This is a genomic window from Verrucosispora sp. WMMD573 (assembly GCF_027497175.1).
In the GTDB taxonomy this organism is placed as follows: domain Bacteria; phylum Actinomycetota; class Actinomycetes; order Mycobacteriales; family Micromonosporaceae; genus Micromonospora.
On sequence record NZ_CP114901.1, the window covers coordinates 3,153,885 to 3,169,356 of the forward strand.

Here is a 15,472-nt window from a genome sequence, read left to right on the forward strand (position 1 = left end):
GTCTCGACCAGCCCTGGCCCCGCCGGATGCTGGCCGCCGTCACCGCGCTCGCCGCCGGCCTCGCGCTTGCGCTCGGTGTACCCGCGACCGGTGCCGCCGCCGCACCGACCGACGGTGCCGTGGCCGCCGCAGCGCCGGCCTTCAACTATGCCGAGGCGCTACAGAAGTCCCTGCTGTTCTACGAGGCGCAGCAGTCCGGCGAACTGCCGGACTGGAACCGCGTCTCGTGGCGCGGGGACTCGGCGCTCCGCGATGGCTCGGACGTCGGACTCGACCTCACCGGCGGCTGGTACGACGCCGGTGACCACGTGAAGTTCGGCTTCCCGATGGCGTTCAGCGCCACGATGCTGGCCTGGGGTGCGGTCGAGTACCGGGCCGGGTACGCGGCCTCCGGCCAGCTCACCCACCTGTTGAACAACCTGCGTTACGTCAACGACTACTTCATCAAGGCACACCCGTCGCCGAACGTCCTCTACGGCCAGGTGGGCAACGGCGACGCCGACCACAAGTGGTGGGGGCCGGCCGAGGTGATGCCGATGGCGCGGCCCGCGTACAAGATCGACGCGAGTTGTGGCGGCGCGGACCTGGCGGGGGAGACCGCCGCCGCGATGGCCGCCTCGTCCATGGTGTTCCGGCCCACCGACGCCGCGTACGCCGAAAAGCTGTTGACCCACGCGAAGCAGCTCTACACCTTCGCCGACACGGTGCGGAAGAACTACCACGAGTGCATCACCGACGCGACCAGCTTCTACCGCTCGTGGAGCGGCTACCAGGACGAGTTGTGCTGGGGTGCGATCTGGTTGTACCGGGCCACCGGTGACGCCGCGTACCTGGCCAAGGCGGAGAGCGAGTACGACAAGCTCGGCACCGAGCCGCAGACCACCACCCGCTCGTACAAGTGGACCGTCGCCTGGGACAACAAGCAGTTCGGGGCGTACGTGCTGCTGGCCAACCTGACCGGCAAGCAGAAGTACGTCGACGACGCCAACCGGTGGCTGGACTTCTGGACCGTCGGCGTCAACGGCGAGCGGGTCCGGTACTCGCCGGGCGGGATGGCGGTACTCGACTCGTGGGGTGCCCTGCGGTACGCCGCCAACACCGCTTTCGCCGCGCTTGTCTACAGCGACAAGACCACCGACGCGACCCGCAAGGCGCGTTACCACGACTTCGCCGTCCGGCAGATCAACTACGCGCTCGGCGACAACCCACGCAACTCCAGCTACGTGATCGGCTTCGGCACCAACCCACCGAAGAACCCGCACCACCGCACCGCGCACGGCTCCTGGTGGGACAGCATGACCGTACCCGCCGAGACCCGGCACACCCTCTACGGCGCGCTGGTGGGCGGGCCGTCCTCGCCGAACGACGCGTACACCGACGACCGGTCGGACTACGTGATGAACGAGGTCGCCACCGACTACAACGCCGGCTTCACCTCCGCGTTGGCCCGGCTGTCCCAGGAGTACGGCGGCACCCCGCTGGCCAACTTCCCGGTCCCGGAGCAGCCCGACATCGACGAGCTGACCGTGGAGACCACGGTGATGCAGAACGAGGCCCGGTCCACCGGCATCAAGGCGATCATCTACAACAAGTCGGCCTTCCCGGCCCGGGCGCTGACCGACGCGAAGTTTCGCTACTACGTCCGGGTGCCCGGGCTCGGCCTCTCACCGTTGGTCGTGACCCCCGGCTACACCCAGGGCTGCCCGGCGCCCAGCACCGCCCGCAACGTCCAGGGTGACCTCTGGTACGTGGAGGTGGACTGCACCGGGCACACCATCGCTCCGGCCGGCCAGTCACAGCACCGGATGGAGGTGCAGTTCAAGATCGGTGTGCCCGAGGGCGTCCCCTGGGATCCGAGCGACGATCCGTCGTTCCAGACCACCACCGGACCGAACCGCAACGTGCCGCTCTACGTCGCCGGTCAGCGGGTGTGGGGGCAGGAGCCGGCCACCAGCGCGGACACCACGCCGCCGACCACCCCCGGCACGCCGGTGGCGACCTCGGTCACCTCCCGTTCGGTGAATCTGAACTGGGCCGCGTCCACCGACGCGGGCAGCGGGATCGACGTCTACATCGTCAACACCCACGTGGTCGGCAGCGACACCTACAGCTGGTACCCCTCCACCACGAACTCGCTGGTGCTCGACGTGTCCCCGGCGCGTACCTACGAGATCACCGTGCAGGCCCGGGACAAGGCCGGCAACACCTCGACCGCGTCGCCGATGCTGACGGTGACTGTCCCGGCGGTCGACGACGGTGACACCGTGCCGCCCAGCGCGCCGGCTTCGCTGACGGCATCGTCGATCACCACGACCGGTGCGACGCTGAGTTGGGCCCCGTCGACCGACAACGTGGGGGTGACCGGGTACCGGATCTACCGGGGGCCGGCCCTGGGCGACGTGCTTGTCGCCACCGTCACCGGAACCACGTACGCGGCGACGGGCCTGCAACCGGAGACCACGTACTCCTTCTACGTGGTCGCGATAGACGCGGCCGGAAACGCCTCGTCGCCCTCGGCGCGGGTGACGGTGACCACCTCGGCGCCGCTGCCCACGTCGCCCTGCCGGGTCACCTATGGCACCAACGACTGGAGCACCGGTTTCACCGCGAACATCACCATCACCAACACCGGCACGACCGCGATCAACGGCTGGACGCTGGGGTTCAGCTTCCCGAACGCCGGGCAGCGGGTCGGCCAGGGCTGGTCGGCCACCTACGCACAGGCAGGCGCGGCGGTGACCGCCACCAACATGTCGTACAACGGCAACCTGGCGCCGGGCGCGTCGGTCGGCATCGGCTTCAACGGCACGCACACCGGCAGCAACCCGAAGCCCACCACGTTCACGCTCAACGGCGCCACCTGCACCATCGGCTGACGCGACGACTGGATCACCCGGTCGGAGCCTAGCCGTTGTACAGCTCTCCACGCTGGCATGTCACACAGGGCGATCGTTCCTGTGTGACATGCCAGCGCAGAGGCGTCCGCTCGGGAGCGCTGCTGCGTCCGGACCCGCTGCGCGGCGGCCGATCTGTGGCTGGCAGTGCGGTGTGCAGGCCGACCTGTGGCTGAGGACGCCTCCGGCAGGTCGGACACAGCGAGCGATGCTCACTCTGTGTGGCACGGGCGGCGTCGGACCTTTGCCACACTCGCACGCTTTGCTCTGCTTCAACCCACGCAACAGCGCCTGAGCAGGGGCTCCATATCGACTGAAGAGCAGGCAGGCGACGGTTGCCGTCACCTTCGGTGAGCGTTGCGTCGATTGAAGCAGAGCAAAGCGTGCGAGTGTGGGTGACGGGAGGGGGTGGAATGTCACCGTCTGTCAGGAGCAGCGCGTCGGGTAAGGAGAGCAGGCTCCGCCCGGACGAGTCCGGCCGGGCGTGACGTCAGCGCAGGTCGTCGGCGAGCAGGTCCATCAGCAGGCCGTCGTGCCAGCGGCCGTCCTCGCCACGCTCGTAGCGGCGCAGCACCCCGACCGTCCGGAAACCCACCTTGGCGTACGCGCGGATGGCGGCGGTGTTCGCCGCCGCCGGGTCGATGGTGAAGCGGTGGTGGCCGTGCACGTCGATCAGGTGACGGATCATGACGCGGATGGCGTCCCCGGCGAGCCCGGCGCCGCGCACCGAGGGGTCGAGGAAGATGTCCAGTCCGGCGTGCCGGTAATCCGGGTCGTCCTCGGCGTGCCACTGGATCGCGCCGACCACCCGCTCGCCGTGCTCGATGGCGTACACCGAGACGCCCTCCTCGGCGAGGTCCGCCTCGACGGCGGCGACCAGGTCGTCGCCGCCGCGCCACCAACGGCGTACCTCAGGCTCGGCGCGGATCCTCGCCAATGCGGGCACGTCGGCGGCCGTCGCCGGTCGTAGCGTCACCGCCTTGCCGCGCAGCACCCGCTCAGCTCCGAATCTCGCCGTGTTCCACGCAGAGCGCCGACCAGCCGACCGGCAGCACCTGCACCTTCATCCGGCGTCGGCACCGGGCGCAGTACCGGGGCGGCTCCAGGGCGCGGGCCGCCGCACACTGCTCGTGCGCGCCGGACGCCGCCACCTCCCCGCACCTGTCGCACCAGGTCTGACCTGCCACGGCCGACATCACAGGGTCGCCGACAGCGCCTTGACCGGCATCTTCAGCTCGTCGAGCAGCGTGAGGTCGTCGGTGGCCGGCCGACCGAGGGTGGTCAGGTAGTTGCCGACGATCACGGCGTTGATGCCGCCGAGCAGCCCGTCGCGGGTACCGAGATCACCCAGGGTGATCTCCCGGCCGCCCGCGTACCGCAGGATTGTGCGCGGCATGGCCAGCCGGAACGCGGCGATGGCCCGCAGCGCGTCCCTGCCCTCCACCACCGGGCGGTCACCCAGCGGCGTGCCGGGCCGAGGGTTGAGGAAGTTCAGCGGCACCTCGTGCGGATCCAGCTCGGCGAGCTGCGCGGCGAACTCGGCCCGCTGCTCGACGGTCTCACCGAGGCCGAGGATGCCGCCGCAGCAGACCTCCATCCCGGATTCGCGAACCATCCGCAGGGTCTCCCAGCGCTCCTCCCACGAGTGCGTGGTGACCACGTTCGGAAAGTACGACCGGCAGGTCTCCAGGTTGTGGTTGTAGCGGTGTACCCCCATGTCGACCAGCTCGTCGACCTGCTCCTGAGTGAGCATGCCGAGCGAGGCGGCGACCTGGATGTCGACCTCGGCCTTGATCGCGGCGACGCCCTCCCGCATCTGCTTCATCAGTCGGGCATCCGGACCCCGGACGGCGGCCACGATGCAGAACTCGGTAGCCCCGGTCGCGGCGGTCTGCTTCGCCGCCTGCACCAGCGAAGGAATGTCCAGCCACACCGACCGCACCGGCGAGGTGAACAGGCCGGACTGGGAACAGAAGTGGCAGTCCTCCGGGCAGCCGCCGGTTTTCAGCGACACGATGCCCTCGACCTCGACCTCCGGGCCGCACCAGCGCATCCGCACGTCGTGGGCGAGCTGGAGGGTGGCGGAGAGGTGCTCGTCGGGCAGGTTCAGCACGGCGAGGACACCGGCCTCGTCGAGACCGACGCCGTTGTGCAGCACCTGGTCCCGGGCCTGGTCGAGGATCTCTGGCATGGCACGTACCCTACAAGGCCGCCGCGCGGCCCGGTCCGACCCGGCCGCTCGGTGGCACAGCGCGGCGAGCCGTACGCCGCCACGCCGGTGTGGGCATGCCGGGTGGTAACTTCGCCCGGCGGAAGCGCCTGACGGGCGGAAACCGGCGGGAAGGACGTGGCGGTGGCGGACTGGCTGGCGGCGCTGGACCGCCGTGCCGAGCTGCGGGCGAAGGCGGGACTGACCCGCCGGCTGCATCCCCGCGCCGCCGCCGACGGCGTGGTCGACCTGGCCGGCAACGACTACCTGGGCCTGGCCGCGCACCCCGAGGTGATTGCCGCCGCCGCACAGGCGCTTTCCGCGTACGGGCTGGGTGCGACGGGTTCCCGGTTGGTCCGCGGCTCCACCGACGCCCACCACAAGCTTGAGGAGACGCTCGCCGACTGGCTCGGCACCGACGGGTCGCTGGTCTTCTCCTCCGGGTACCTGGCCAACCTGGGTGCGGTCCGCGCGCTGGTGCGTCCCCGTACGCTGCTGATCTCGGACGCGCACAACCACGCCTCACTTATCGACGGCTGCCGGATCTCCGGTGCGGAGACGGTCGTCACCCCGCACGCCGACGTGGCGGCGGTCGCCGCCGCCCTCGCCGCCGCTCCGGGTCGACCGGCCGTGGTGGTCACCGAGTCGGTCTTCTCCGTCGACGGTGATCTCGCCCCGCTGGCGCAGCTGCACGCCACCGCCCGCGCACACGGCGCGTTGCTGCTTGTCGACGACGCGCACGCGCTGGGCGTGGTCGGCCCGGACGGCGCCGGCGCGGTGGCCGAGGCCGGGCTGACCGGAGAACCCGACGTGGTGGTCACCGCGACCCTGTCCAAGGCGCTCGGTGGGGCCGGTGGCGTGGTGGCCGGCCCGGCCGAGTTCGTCCGGCACCTGGTGGAGACCGCGCGGACCTTCATCTACGACACCGCCCTGCCGCCCGTGGTGGCGGCCGGGGTGCAGGCCGCCGTCGGGCTGGCCCGCTCCGGCGTCGGCCTGCGCGCCGACCTGGCCGAGCGGGCCGCCCTCGCGGTCGGCCGGCTGCGCGCCGCCGGCCTGGACGTCTCCGCTGCCGACGCCGCCGTCGTCTCGGTCACCGCACCCGGCCCGGAGGCAGCGACGGCGTGGGCCACCGCCTGCCGGGACCGGGGAGTGGCGGTCGGCTGTTTCCGCCCGCCCTCCACCCCCGACAGCCGGCCGAGGCTGCGCCTGACGATCAGCGCCGGGGTGCCGCGGGCGGAATTCGAACACGCCCTGGAGGTCATCGTGGAATGTGCGCCATGACGGATCAGTGGCGCGGACCGGTGCTGGTCACCGGCACCGACACCGAGGTCGGCAAGACGGTGGTGACCGCGGCGATCGCGGCCGCGGCGCAGGCGGCCGGGCTGCGGGTGGCGGTGGTCAAACCGGGCCAGACCGGTACGGCCACCGGCGACCCCGCCGACGTCGAGACGGTCACCCGGCTGGCCGCCCCGATGACCGGCCGTACGCTGGCCAGCTTCCCGGACCCACTCGCGCCGCTGGCCGCCGCCCGGGTGGCCGAGCTGCCGCCGCTGGAGCTGTACAACGCGGTCGACGCGGTGCGGGAAGAGGCAGACAAACACGATCTGGTGCTGGTCGAGGGTGCCGGTGGACTGCTCGTACCGATGGGGCTGCGGCCGTCGGGAGAGCCGTGGACGATCGCCGACCTGGCCGTGTCACTGGGCGCTCCGGCGGTGGTGGTGGCCCGGGCCGGCCTGGGCACCCTCAACCACACCGCGCTCACCCTGGAGGCCCTCGACCGGCGGGCCGTGCCGGCGGGCGTGGTCATCGGCGCCTGGCCGGCCGAGCCGGAACTGGTGCACTGGGCGAACCTCAGCGACCTGCTGCCGAACCTGCTCGGCGCGCTGCCGGCCGGCGCCGGATCGATGGACCCGGGAGTCTTCCGGCGTTCCGCGCCGGGCTGGCTCACCCCGGCGCTCTACGGCGTGCTCGACGACTGGCGCGCCTGGGCCGACGAAACCACCTGAGCCGCGGCGCCGGTCAGCGGCGGACGACGAACGACGAAGGCGTCGGGCATCCGAAAGGTGAGATTGTCGGGGTAGTGGGGTGGGCGCACCACGCGTACCCCGGTCAGCAGCGGCGCGGCCTCGCGCACCAGCGTGGCGGCTTCCATCCGGGCGAGTTGGTCGCCGACGCAGCGGTGCGCGCCCGCCCCGAAGGCCAGGTGCCGGCGCGACCCGCGCTGCCCCGGGCGGAACTCGTCAGGTGATTCGACGATCGCCGGGTCCCGTCCGGCTCGGGCCAGCCACAACACCACACTGGTGCCCGCCGGCACTCCCGTCCCGCCCAGCGTGGTATCCACGGCGGCGACCCGCCGCCAGGTGACGATCGGCGGTTCCAGCCGCAGCCCCTCCTCCACCACGTCGGCGACGTCGACCGAGCCGTCGCGCAGCCCGGCGAGCACCGTCGGCTCACCGGTGAGCCGGTGCAACAGCAGGGTGAGGAACTGCGAGGTGGTCTCCTGGCCGGCGACCAGCAGGAAGAACAGTGCGCCGACGACCACGTCGGGCGGGTGCCCGGCGGCGCGCAGGGCCGCGGCCAGGCCGTCGCCGCTGGCCGCGAACTCCCGCAGCAGCCGGTGGAAGCGACTCACCTCGACGGCGAGCCGGTGCTGCCGGTCGACGTCCAGCGGCGCCCAGAAGAGTTCCAGGGCCGCGCGGGCGAACTCCTTCACCGCCGCGACGGGCGCGTCGGGCAGGTCGACCAGCCGGGCCAGGACCAGCAGCGGCAGGTCGGCGGCGAGGCCCGCATGCAGGTCGACAGGTGCGCCGGTGTCCAGGGCGGTGGTCAGCTCGGCGACCCGCTGCCGGACCAGCGTGGCCAGCCAGTCGCGTTGGGCGGCCACCCGGGTCGGGTGCAGGGCCTCGGTGACCAGGGCACGGATCTCCGGGTGGCTGACGCCGGCGTTGTTGGCCAGCGTCGGTGGTAGCCGGAACCGGTGGGTGGCGAGCACCCGCAGCGCGGTCACCGGCATCGGCGTGACCGCGTCCAGTGCGTTGTCGGGTCGGAACGTCGTGGGGTCGGTGAGCACCTGCCGGACCAGGGCGTGTCGGGTCACCAGCAGGTGCTCGACGCCCACGTGGTCGGCGACCCGGGCCACTTCGGGCCAGTGGCCGACGCCGGCCCCGGATTCTGCCGGGACCTGCTCCCAGCTGCGGAACAGCACGGCGTCACGCTAGTCGGCCGCCTCCGGCCGCCCGGCGCGCAACCGCCACACCGTGGTGCGCTTCACCCGTACGCTCTCCAGCGCCTCGCTGACCGGCACGTCGTAGGCGGCGAGTTCGTCGAAGCGTCCCCGGGGAAGGAAGGCCCGTCCCGGGTCGCCGACCAGCACCGACGCCCCGGCCCGGGTGGCGCGCAGCAGGAACCGCAGCACCCGGCTGGCCATCGCCCCGCTGTAGAAGACGTCGCCGGCCAGGATCACCTCGGCGTCGCCCGCGTCGCCGTCGAGAATGTCGCCGAGTTCGGCGTCGACGCGTACCCCGTTCGCCTCGGCGTTCAGCGCGACGGCCGCGACGGCAAGTTCGTCTACCTCCACGGCGCGGACGGCGGTCGCGCCGGCCCGGGCGGCGGCGATGGCCACCAGACCGGAACCGGAGGCCAGGTCGAGCACCCGGCGGCCGGCGACGGTCTGCGGGTGATCGGTGACGTAGCGCGCCAGGCCCTGGCCGCCGGCCCAGGCGAAGGCCCAGAACGGTGGCGGTCGGTCGCTACGGAACTCGCCCTCGGTCAGCTCCCACAACCCGATCGGCTCGTCCGCCTGGTGCAGCCGCACCTCGGGTACGAACGCGACGGGGGTGAGTCGGGCATGCAGCCGGACGAAGGCGGTGGAGAGGGCGGACATCCGGTGATTGTCCACCGGGACCGGGCTCGGCGTGTCGCGGGTGCGCCGTGAACGGTTCACTACCGTACGTGAAATCGGGCATCTCGCTTCACGGTACGTGCGAACACGCCCGTCTACCGGGTGGCCTCCCGCGCTCCTAGCGTTGCCAATGGAGGCGACCAACGGGAGGACGGATCGTGAAGAGGCTGTGGCGTTACACGCTACGGATCGGGGTGGCGCTGGCATGTCTCACCGGGGTGGACTTCGCCATGGCCGCGCCGGCGCACGCGGCGTTCGCCACCGAACTCGGCGGCCTGCCGGACCAGTTCACCGCCGGTGGGCGGGTGGCGACGGTCTCCGCCGTGGTGTCCCGCGACGACCAGGGCGACTGCATCAAGGTGCGCTGGTCCCTGGTGCTGGGTGTGCAGGGGCTGCGACTGGACCAGGTCCGGGTGGATCGGATCGAGGAGACCGGATCGTTCCCGGTGGAGGTGCGCGCCGAGGGTGACGCGGCACGGTTGACCGACCGTCAGCTCGACCCGGGCACGCTCTGCCCGGGGCGTACGGTCACCGCGAAGTACCGGATCGCGTTCGACCGGGACGTCGACCGGGGGCGGGTGAGCCTTGCCGCTGAGGCGTACGACCGGAACCTGCGGTTGTTGTCCCGTCAGACGGCGACCCGCGAGGTGGTGGGTCGGGGGGCGGAAGCCCGCCCCACGACCGCGTCACCCACCCCGTCCCAGGTGCCGACGGTGGACCCGACGGAGGAGCCGGTCGAGGTGCCGACGGTGGATCCGACCGAGGAGGAGAGCGACCCCGCCGACGACGCGGGGTACGCGGGTGGGGCGGCCGACCCGCCGGACGCCGATGCGGCCGGTAGCCAGACCGGCAGCGGGCTGGGTCTGACCGAGGTGGCCTTCCTCCTCGGCGGTCTGCTGCTCTTCCTCGGGGTGGGCCTGCTGCTGCGGCTGCGGCAGCTGACTCGGGAGCCCGAGGCCGCGGTCGACGCCGGCGGTCCGACGCCCGGCCGTTGGGAACGGCGGTCGGACCCGCGCAGCCGGTGGCGGACGGTTCCCCGCGACGGCGGTTACCTGAGTTGACCTGGGCCACAGCAGGGCGGGCGGCTGCCGTCCGTCCCCACCGTGGCGTCCGGTCACGTCACGGGGCCCAGTCGGGGTCGCGGCCGAAGGCAGCCAGGAGGCGGTCCTGTTCACCGGCCCCGGCGGGCAGTTCGACCTCGGGCTGGACGAGCCCGTTGCTCCGGTAGTCCTCGACGTGGCGGGAGTACCAGCGGGCCGCCTCGGCGACCGCGTCGGCGTCCATCGTCGGGTCCGCGCCGATCGCCACCGCCAGGTCCCAGCCGTGTACGAGGTGTTCGGCCAGCAGTTGGTGCAGGTACTCCTCGGCGGAGGTGGCGCCGGCCGACAGGTGCACCGTCCGGTCCAGGGTCCCCGGGCTGGTCGCGGCGACCTCGGCCTGCGCCGCGGCCTCACGGGCGGTCTGGATCGGGTCGGCACCCAGCTGGTCGCCGTCGTAGCGGTCGCCGACCTCGTCGATGGTGCGTCCGGCCAGCAGCGGCACGCTCCAGCGCTCCTCGTTGACCACGTGATTGACAAGTGTGCGGACGTCCCAGCCGGGGCAGGGGGTGGCGGCCGACCATTGTCCGGGGTGCACCTGTTCCACCCGGTCGGTGAACTCGGCCAGGCTGCGCCGGTACGTCTTCAGCAGCTCCATGCCGCCTTTGTTCCCGCCGGTGGCTCGGGTAACCCGCCGGATTCGGTGGCGTCGGTCGCGGCTAGTCCAGCTGCTCGGGGTCCAGCCCCAACTCGCGGGCGGTCACCAGGCGCACCCACTCGGCGAACTGCCGGCGGGAAATCACCCGGTCGTGCACCGCGAGCTGCACCGCCAGGCCGTCCATCACGGCGCTGATCCGCCAGGCCGCGCCGGCCGGGTCGGTGCAGACGAAGCTGCCCTCCCGGACCCCGTCGGCGATCACCGTGGCGAGGTCCTGCCGCCACCGTAGGTCCAGCTTGCGGGAGACCTTCTCCAACTCGGGGGTACGCAGGGACTCCGCCCAACCGTCGATCCACATGGACCAGGAGGTGGCACGCCCGGCCGGGGTGTAGAGGCGCAGGATGCGGCGGAGCTTGCTCAGCGGCGGGGCGCTGGAGCGGGTGACCGCGTCGAGTCGGGCCAGATCCTGCTCGACGGCGTACGCGAAGGCCTGGGCGAGTAGTCGTTCCTTCGTGGCAAAGTGATAGAAGACAAGTGCCTGGCTCACCCCGGCGGCCTGCGCGACGTCAGCAGTGCGGGTGTTCGCCAACCCGCGCTGCCCGATCACGTCACATGCGGTGCGCAGCAGGGCATCCAGGCGGATCTCGGCCGCACGTCTCGTCACGCCCGTCACCGTATCCGATCGAGGCGGATACGGCCGGTCACCAAACCCCTGCTGATCCGGCTTGCGACAGTCGGAAGCCGGACAGTTCCGGACTCGCCGGGACGGGAGCCCGATTTGGCATCCGTTCCACCGCTCGGCTAGAGTTCTCATCCGTCACCGGGAATGCCCGGGGCGTGCGGACGTAGCGCAGTTGGTAGCGCATCACCTTGCCAAGGTGAGGGTCGCGGGTTCGAGTCCCGTCGTCCGCTCGGAGCTGCCGCCACGCGTGACGGGGGCAACCTCGGTGGGGTGGCCGAGAGGCGAGGCAACGGCCTGCAAAGCCGTGTACGCGGGTTCAAATCCCGTCCCCACCTCGGTAAGAACAGGCAAGGGCGATTGGCGCAGTGGGAGCGCGCTTCCTTGACACGGAAGAGGTCACTGGTTCAAACCCAGTATCGCCCACCAGCAGATGAGGGCCCGTTACCGGAGATCCGGTAGCGGGCCTTTCGCATGTCCACGTCACACCCCGGGAGCGGGTTGACGCTCTATTGGTCAGTCCTGCATAGTCAGCACTGACTAAGGAGTTGTGGTGGAGCGACGTCGGAGAGTGCCCAACCCGCTGGCCCTGGCCGTGCTGGCCTGGTTGCTGTGGGAGCCGATGCACCCCTACGAGTTGGGCCGGCGGCTCAAGCAGACCGGCAAGGACCGGCACATCCGCTACACCCGCAGCTCGCTCTACATGGTCGTCGAGCAGCTCGCCCGGGCCGGATTCGTCGCCGCGCAGGAGACCGTCCGGGACAGCGCCCGGCCCGAGCGCACGGTGTACGCGATCACCGAAGAGGGCCGGCACGAGGTGCACGACTGGCTGCGCTCCCTGCTCGCCCAGCCCCGCGACGAATATCCGCACTTCGCCGTCGCGCTGTCGCTGCTCAGCCTGCTCCCGCCCGACGAGGCGGTCGAGGTGTTGCGTCGCCGGTCGGCGGCGCTGGCCGGCCGGATCGAGGAGACCCGCACGACCATGGACGAGGCCCGCGCCGACGGCGTCGCCTGGATCTTCCTGGTCGAGGAGCAGTACGCGCTCGCGCTGCTGGAGGCCGAGCGCCGGTTCGTCACCGAGCTGATCGAGTCACTCAAGCAGCCGGACTATGCGAAGTCCTGGCAGGAGACCATGGGGGGTCGCGCATGACAGCCGTCCGAACCGCGCTGGTGATCGGCGGCGGGATAGCCGGGCCGGTGACCGCGATGGCGCTGGCCCGCGCCGGGATCGAGGCCACCGTCCACGAGGCGTACCCGTCGGCGGCCGAGGGGAGCGGAGTCACCCTGACCATGGCGCCCAACGGGCTTGCCGCGTTGCGCTGGGTCGAGGCCGCGCGGTCCGTCGAGGGCGTGGGGCTGCCCATGCGACGGACCGTGGTGACCGACGGTCGCGGGGGACGCATCGGTGCCTTTCCGCACGTGGCGGTGGAACCGGTCACGCTCGGGCTGTGGCGCGACGACCTGGCCCGGGTGCTGCGCGAACGGGCCGAGGCGCAGGGCGTGCGAATCGTGTACGACAAGCGCCTGGTCGACGCCGAGCAGCGCGGCGACCGCGTCCTTGCCCGGTTCGCCGACGGCTCCACGTCCAGCGCCGATGTGCTGATCGGCGCGGACGGCATCCGCTCCCGGGTGCGTACCCTTATCGACCCGCAGGCGCCCGGGCCGCAGGTGCTGCCACTGCTGAACCTCGGTGGCGCGGCCCGGTACGCGGTGCCCGACGCCGATCCGGAGGCGATGTACTTCGTCTTCGGTTCCCGTGCCTTCTTCGGCTACTGGGTGCAGCCCGATGGTCGCACCGCCTGGTTTGCCAACGTGCCGGAGCCCCGGCCGACCAGCTACGCGGAGGCGAGCCAGATCCCACGGTCGCAGTGGTTGCACCGGCTCCGCGAGGTGTTCGCCGACGACGTGCCGGCCCGGCAGGTGCTCGCCCACACCGAGCCGGACGACCTGGTGGCCATCGGATCGATCGAGAGCATGCCGTCGGTGCCGCGTTGGTACGGCGGTCGGATGGTGCTGGTGGGTGACGCGGTGCACGCGCCGTCACCGAGTTCCGGCCAGGGCGCGTCGCTGGCCGTGGAGAGCGCCGTGCAGTTGGCCCGCTGTCTGCGGGACCACTCCGACGTGCCGGCCGCGTTCGACGCGTACGAGCGGCTGCGCCGTGGGCGGGTCGAGAAGGTGCTCCGGCGCGGACGGCAGACCACCTCCACCAAGACGGTCGGCCCGATCGCGAAGCGAATGATGCGGCTCATGATGCCGTTGGCGTTGCGTACCTTCCTCGACCCGGAGCGAACGCTCGGCCCGGAGCAGCGCTACCGGATCGACTGGGACGCGCCGGTCACCACGGAACTGGCCGCCGGCCGTTCCTGAGTCGACGAGCTGTGCGTGCCGCGCCGGGACGCCGACGCGTGGCGGTGGCGGCCACCCTCCGGAGGGTGGCCGCCACCACCCGCAGTCGGTCACATCGGCGGTGCGACGTCCCGCCGCTCCTCGACCCGGCGGTACTCCACCGGCTCCTCCGTGGTGGTGGCGACCGTCTGGCGACGGCGGCCCCAGACGAGCGTCGTCAGGATCAGGCCGAGCACGCCGGCGGCCATCAGGATCCAGCCGACCACGTCAATATCGAGCCCGCCGATGCTGGCGTTGACCGCGAAGGTGAGGATGGCGCCGAGCGCCAACAGAAAGATGCTGGTGCCGATACCCATGACAGCCTCCTTTGTCCGGGGGGTGCGGTGTGCTGTCGGGGAAGTTCTGTACCCGGGGGATTAGCGGCGCAATCACGGTGGACCCGGGGGTGGCGCCCCCGGCGATCTTGCCATCGGGTACAGTTGGCCCCGTTCCCGGCGCTTGACGGGAGCAGGCGGACGTAGCGCAGCTGGTAGCGCATCACCTTGCCAAGGTGAGGGTCGCGGGTTCGAATCCCGTCGTCCGCTCGCGGTCCGGCGCACCTGCTGGTGTCGCCGGTGCACCACGGGCGATTGGCGCAGTGGGAGCGCGCTTCCTTGACACGGAAGAGGTCACTGGTTCAAACCCAGTATCGCCCACCAATACAGTTTGGGTCCGGGCCTAGCGTGTGCGGTGCGACCTAGCCTGTTCGTATGCGACGCTTCCACGATGAGGACCTCACCGACGCTGAGTTCCGCGAGTGCGACCTGAGTAGAGCGCGGATAGTCGGCGTGGTCATGCAGAACGCCGAGATCGACGGCCTGGTCACCAATCTTGTGGTCAACGGGGTCGAAGTGATGTCGTACGTCGAGGCGGAACTCGACCGTCGTCACCCGGTGCGGCTGCTGATCCGCTCCGATCAGCCGGCCGACCTGCGAGATGCCTGGCAGCAACTGGGCGACAATTGGGCGAGGACTACCGAGCGGGTTCGGTCCATGCCCGAGGACAGCGAACACCGCGGCGTCGACGGCGAGTGGTCCATGGTCGAGACCCTGCGCCACCTTGTCTTCGTGCACGACTCTTGGTTCCGACGCTGCATGCTCGGGCTCACCGAGCCGTTCACGGCCATGGGACTGGGTCCACCGTTGGTCTCGGCCCAGGAGGACGGGCTCGACCCGTCCGCCCAACCGAGCCTCGACGAGGTGCTCGCCGTACGAGTCCGGCAGGCTTCAGCGATCGAGACATGGCTGGCCGAGGTCACGCCTGATCAGCTCGCGAAGACCGCGCCGGTCCCGGACGACGACAGGTGGCCCCCGTACGCCAAGGGGCGGACAGTGCGGCAATGCCTCGGCACTGTGCTCAACGAGGAATGGGAACACCACCGGTTCTGCGAGCGTGACCTGGACAAGCTGTCACACCAGGGGTCTTCACCGGGTTGATGATCGAACTCTGAGCTTGCCGAGCACCTCCCGAGAGATCCGGTGTCGCTGCGGCCAAGACCGCTACGTCCCCAAGGGTGACTACAGCGGGTGTCGGAGAGAGAGCCTGGTGCGGGTGGGTGTAGCCAGCAGTTCAGACGACCGGAAGGTCGATCCGTCGTCCGGTTCCGCCCGGATCCCTGTCATCCTTGACTACGGCGAACGCGCCGGTCGGCACGCCGTCGAGAGCCGCTACCCGTGACGCGGCGGTCAGCAGGCTAATGCCCACCTTCA

The 15,472-nt window shown here is 71.2% G+C and carries 15 protein-coding genes and 5 tRNA genes; 12 read left to right on the forward strand and 8 right to left on the reverse strand.

Features of this window, described 5'->3' with window-relative positions:
• The first annotated feature begins 26 nt into the window (after positions 1-26).
• Positions 27-2,876, forward strand: a complete 2,850-nt coding sequence (locus O7601_RS14520; RefSeq protein WP_281566925.1) for a glycoside hydrolase family 9 protein — start codon at positions 27-29, stop codon at positions 2,874-2,876.
• A gap of 508 nt (positions 2,877-3,384) precedes the next feature.
• Here O7601_RS14520 and O7601_RS14525 read toward each other — a convergent pair.
• From O7601_RS14525 to bioB, 3 genes are read right to left on the reverse strand one after another with little or no spacing between them, the layout of a single operon-like run.
• Complete coding sequence (locus O7601_RS14525) at positions 3,385-3,888, reverse strand: GNAT family protein (RefSeq protein ID WP_281566659.1); 504 nt, start codon at positions 3,886-3,888, stop codon at positions 3,385-3,387.
• Positions 3,889-3,892: 4 nt separating this feature from the next.
• Complete coding sequence (locus O7601_RS14530) at positions 3,893-4,090, reverse strand: hypothetical protein (RefSeq protein WP_281566660.1); 198 nt, start codon at positions 4,088-4,090, stop codon at positions 3,893-3,895.
• Positions 4,090-5,085: a biotin synthase BioB gene (gene bioB / locus O7601_RS14535; RefSeq protein ID WP_281566661.1), complete on the reverse strand. Its 996-nt coding sequence runs from the start codon at positions 5,083-5,085 to the stop codon at positions 4,090-4,092. The genes O7601_RS14530 and bioB overlap by 1 nt, the downstream gene beginning before the upstream one ends.
• A 162-nt stretch (positions 5,086-5,247) precedes the next feature.
• On the opposite strand from bioB, the gene O7601_RS14540 reads away from it, so the two are divergent.
• Complete coding sequence (locus tag O7601_RS14540; RefSeq protein ID WP_281566662.1) at positions 5,248-6,384, forward strand: 8-amino-7-oxononanoate synthase; 1,137 nt, start codon at positions 5,248-5,250, stop codon at positions 6,382-6,384.
• Complete coding sequence (gene bioD, locus O7601_RS14545) at positions 6,372-7,109, forward strand: dethiobiotin synthase (protein ID WP_281566663.1); 738 nt, start codon at positions 6,372-6,374, stop codon at positions 7,107-7,109. Before O7601_RS14540 ends, bioD begins: the two co-directional genes overlap by 13 nt.
• On the opposite strand, the gene O7601_RS14550 is transcribed toward bioD, so the two are convergent.
• On the reverse strand, positions 7,061-8,308 hold the full coding sequence (locus O7601_RS14550) for a cytochrome P450 (RefSeq protein WP_281566664.1): 1,248 nt from the start codon (positions 8,306-8,308) through the stop codon (positions 7,061-7,063). The genes bioD and O7601_RS14550 overlap by 49 nt on opposite strands.
• Positions 8,309-8,317: 9 nt before the next feature.
• Complete coding sequence (locus O7601_RS14555) at positions 8,318-8,986, reverse strand: 50S ribosomal protein L11 methyltransferase (protein ID WP_281566665.1); 669 nt, start codon at positions 8,984-8,986, stop codon at positions 8,318-8,320.
• 176 nt (positions 8,987-9,162) lie between these two features.
• Here O7601_RS14555 and O7601_RS14560 point away from each other — a divergent pair, with 176 nt between their 5' ends.
• Positions 9,163-10,065 carry a hypothetical protein gene (locus O7601_RS14560; protein ID WP_281566666.1) on the forward strand — a complete coding sequence of 301 codons (903 nt, stop codon included), beginning with the start codon at positions 9,163-9,165 and terminating at the stop codon, positions 10,063-10,065.
• A gap of 58 nt (positions 10,066-10,123) precedes the next feature.
• On the opposite strand, the gene O7601_RS14565 is transcribed toward O7601_RS14560, so the two are convergent.
• Positions 10,124-10,699: a TIGR03086 family metal-binding protein gene (locus O7601_RS14565; RefSeq protein ID WP_210939635.1), complete on the reverse strand. Its 576-nt coding sequence runs from the start codon at positions 10,697-10,699 to the stop codon at positions 10,124-10,126.
• A gap of 61 nt (positions 10,700-10,760) precedes the next feature.
• On the reverse strand, positions 10,761-11,363 hold the full coding sequence (locus tag O7601_RS14570; protein WP_281566667.1) for a TetR/AcrR family transcriptional regulator: 603 nt from the start codon (positions 11,361-11,363) through the stop codon (positions 10,761-10,763).
• Positions 11,364-11,538: 175 nt separating this feature from the next.
• Between O7601_RS14570 and O7601_RS14575 the strand changes: the two genes are divergently transcribed.
• The 5 genes from O7601_RS14575 (at position 11,539) to O7601_RS14595 (ending at position 13,745) form a co-directional block, all read left to right on the forward strand.
• Positions 11,539-11,611 (forward strand) — tRNA-Gly (locus O7601_RS14575).
• A gap of 34 nt (positions 11,612-11,645) precedes the next feature.
• Positions 11,646-11,716, forward strand: a tRNA-Cys gene (locus tag O7601_RS14580).
• A 16-nt stretch (positions 11,717-11,732) separates the two neighbouring features.
• Positions 11,733-11,807: transfer RNA gene (locus O7601_RS14585), tRNA-Val, on the forward strand.
• 124 nt (positions 11,808-11,931) lie between these two features.
• Entirely contained in the window at positions 11,932-12,528 is a 597-nt protein-coding gene (locus O7601_RS14590; RefSeq protein WP_281566668.1) for a PadR family transcriptional regulator, read from the forward strand.
• The gene (locus tag O7601_RS14595) at positions 12,525-13,745 is read left to right on the forward strand and encodes an FAD-dependent monooxygenase (RefSeq protein WP_281566669.1); all 1,221 of its coding nucleotides are present in this window, start codon (positions 12,525-12,527) and stop codon (positions 13,743-13,745) included. Before O7601_RS14590 ends, O7601_RS14595 begins: the two co-directional genes overlap by 4 nt.
• An 89-nt stretch (positions 13,746-13,834) precedes the next feature.
• On the opposite strand, the gene O7601_RS14600 is transcribed toward O7601_RS14595, so the two are convergent.
• Positions 13,835-14,080, reverse strand: coding sequence for a DUF6458 family protein (locus tag O7601_RS14600; protein ID WP_281566670.1), 246 nt, complete (start codon positions 14,078-14,080; stop codon positions 13,835-13,837).
• Positions 14,081-14,235: 155 nt separating this feature from the next.
• On the opposite strand from O7601_RS14600, the gene O7601_RS14605 reads away from it, so the two are divergent.
• The 3 genes from O7601_RS14605 (at position 14,236) to O7601_RS14615 (ending at position 15,199) form a co-directional block, all read left to right on the forward strand.
• Positions 14,236-14,308 (forward strand) — tRNA-Gly (locus O7601_RS14605).
• A 39-nt stretch (positions 14,309-14,347) separates the two neighbouring features.
• Positions 14,348-14,422: transfer RNA gene (locus tag O7601_RS14610), tRNA-Val, on the forward strand.
• Between the two features lie 51 nt (positions 14,423-14,473).
• Positions 14,474-15,199 carry a DinB family protein gene (locus O7601_RS14615; RefSeq protein WP_281566671.1) on the forward strand — a complete coding sequence of 242 codons (726 nt, stop codon included), beginning with the start codon at positions 14,474-14,476 and terminating at the stop codon, positions 15,197-15,199.
• Positions 15,200-15,472 lie beyond the last annotated feature (273 nt).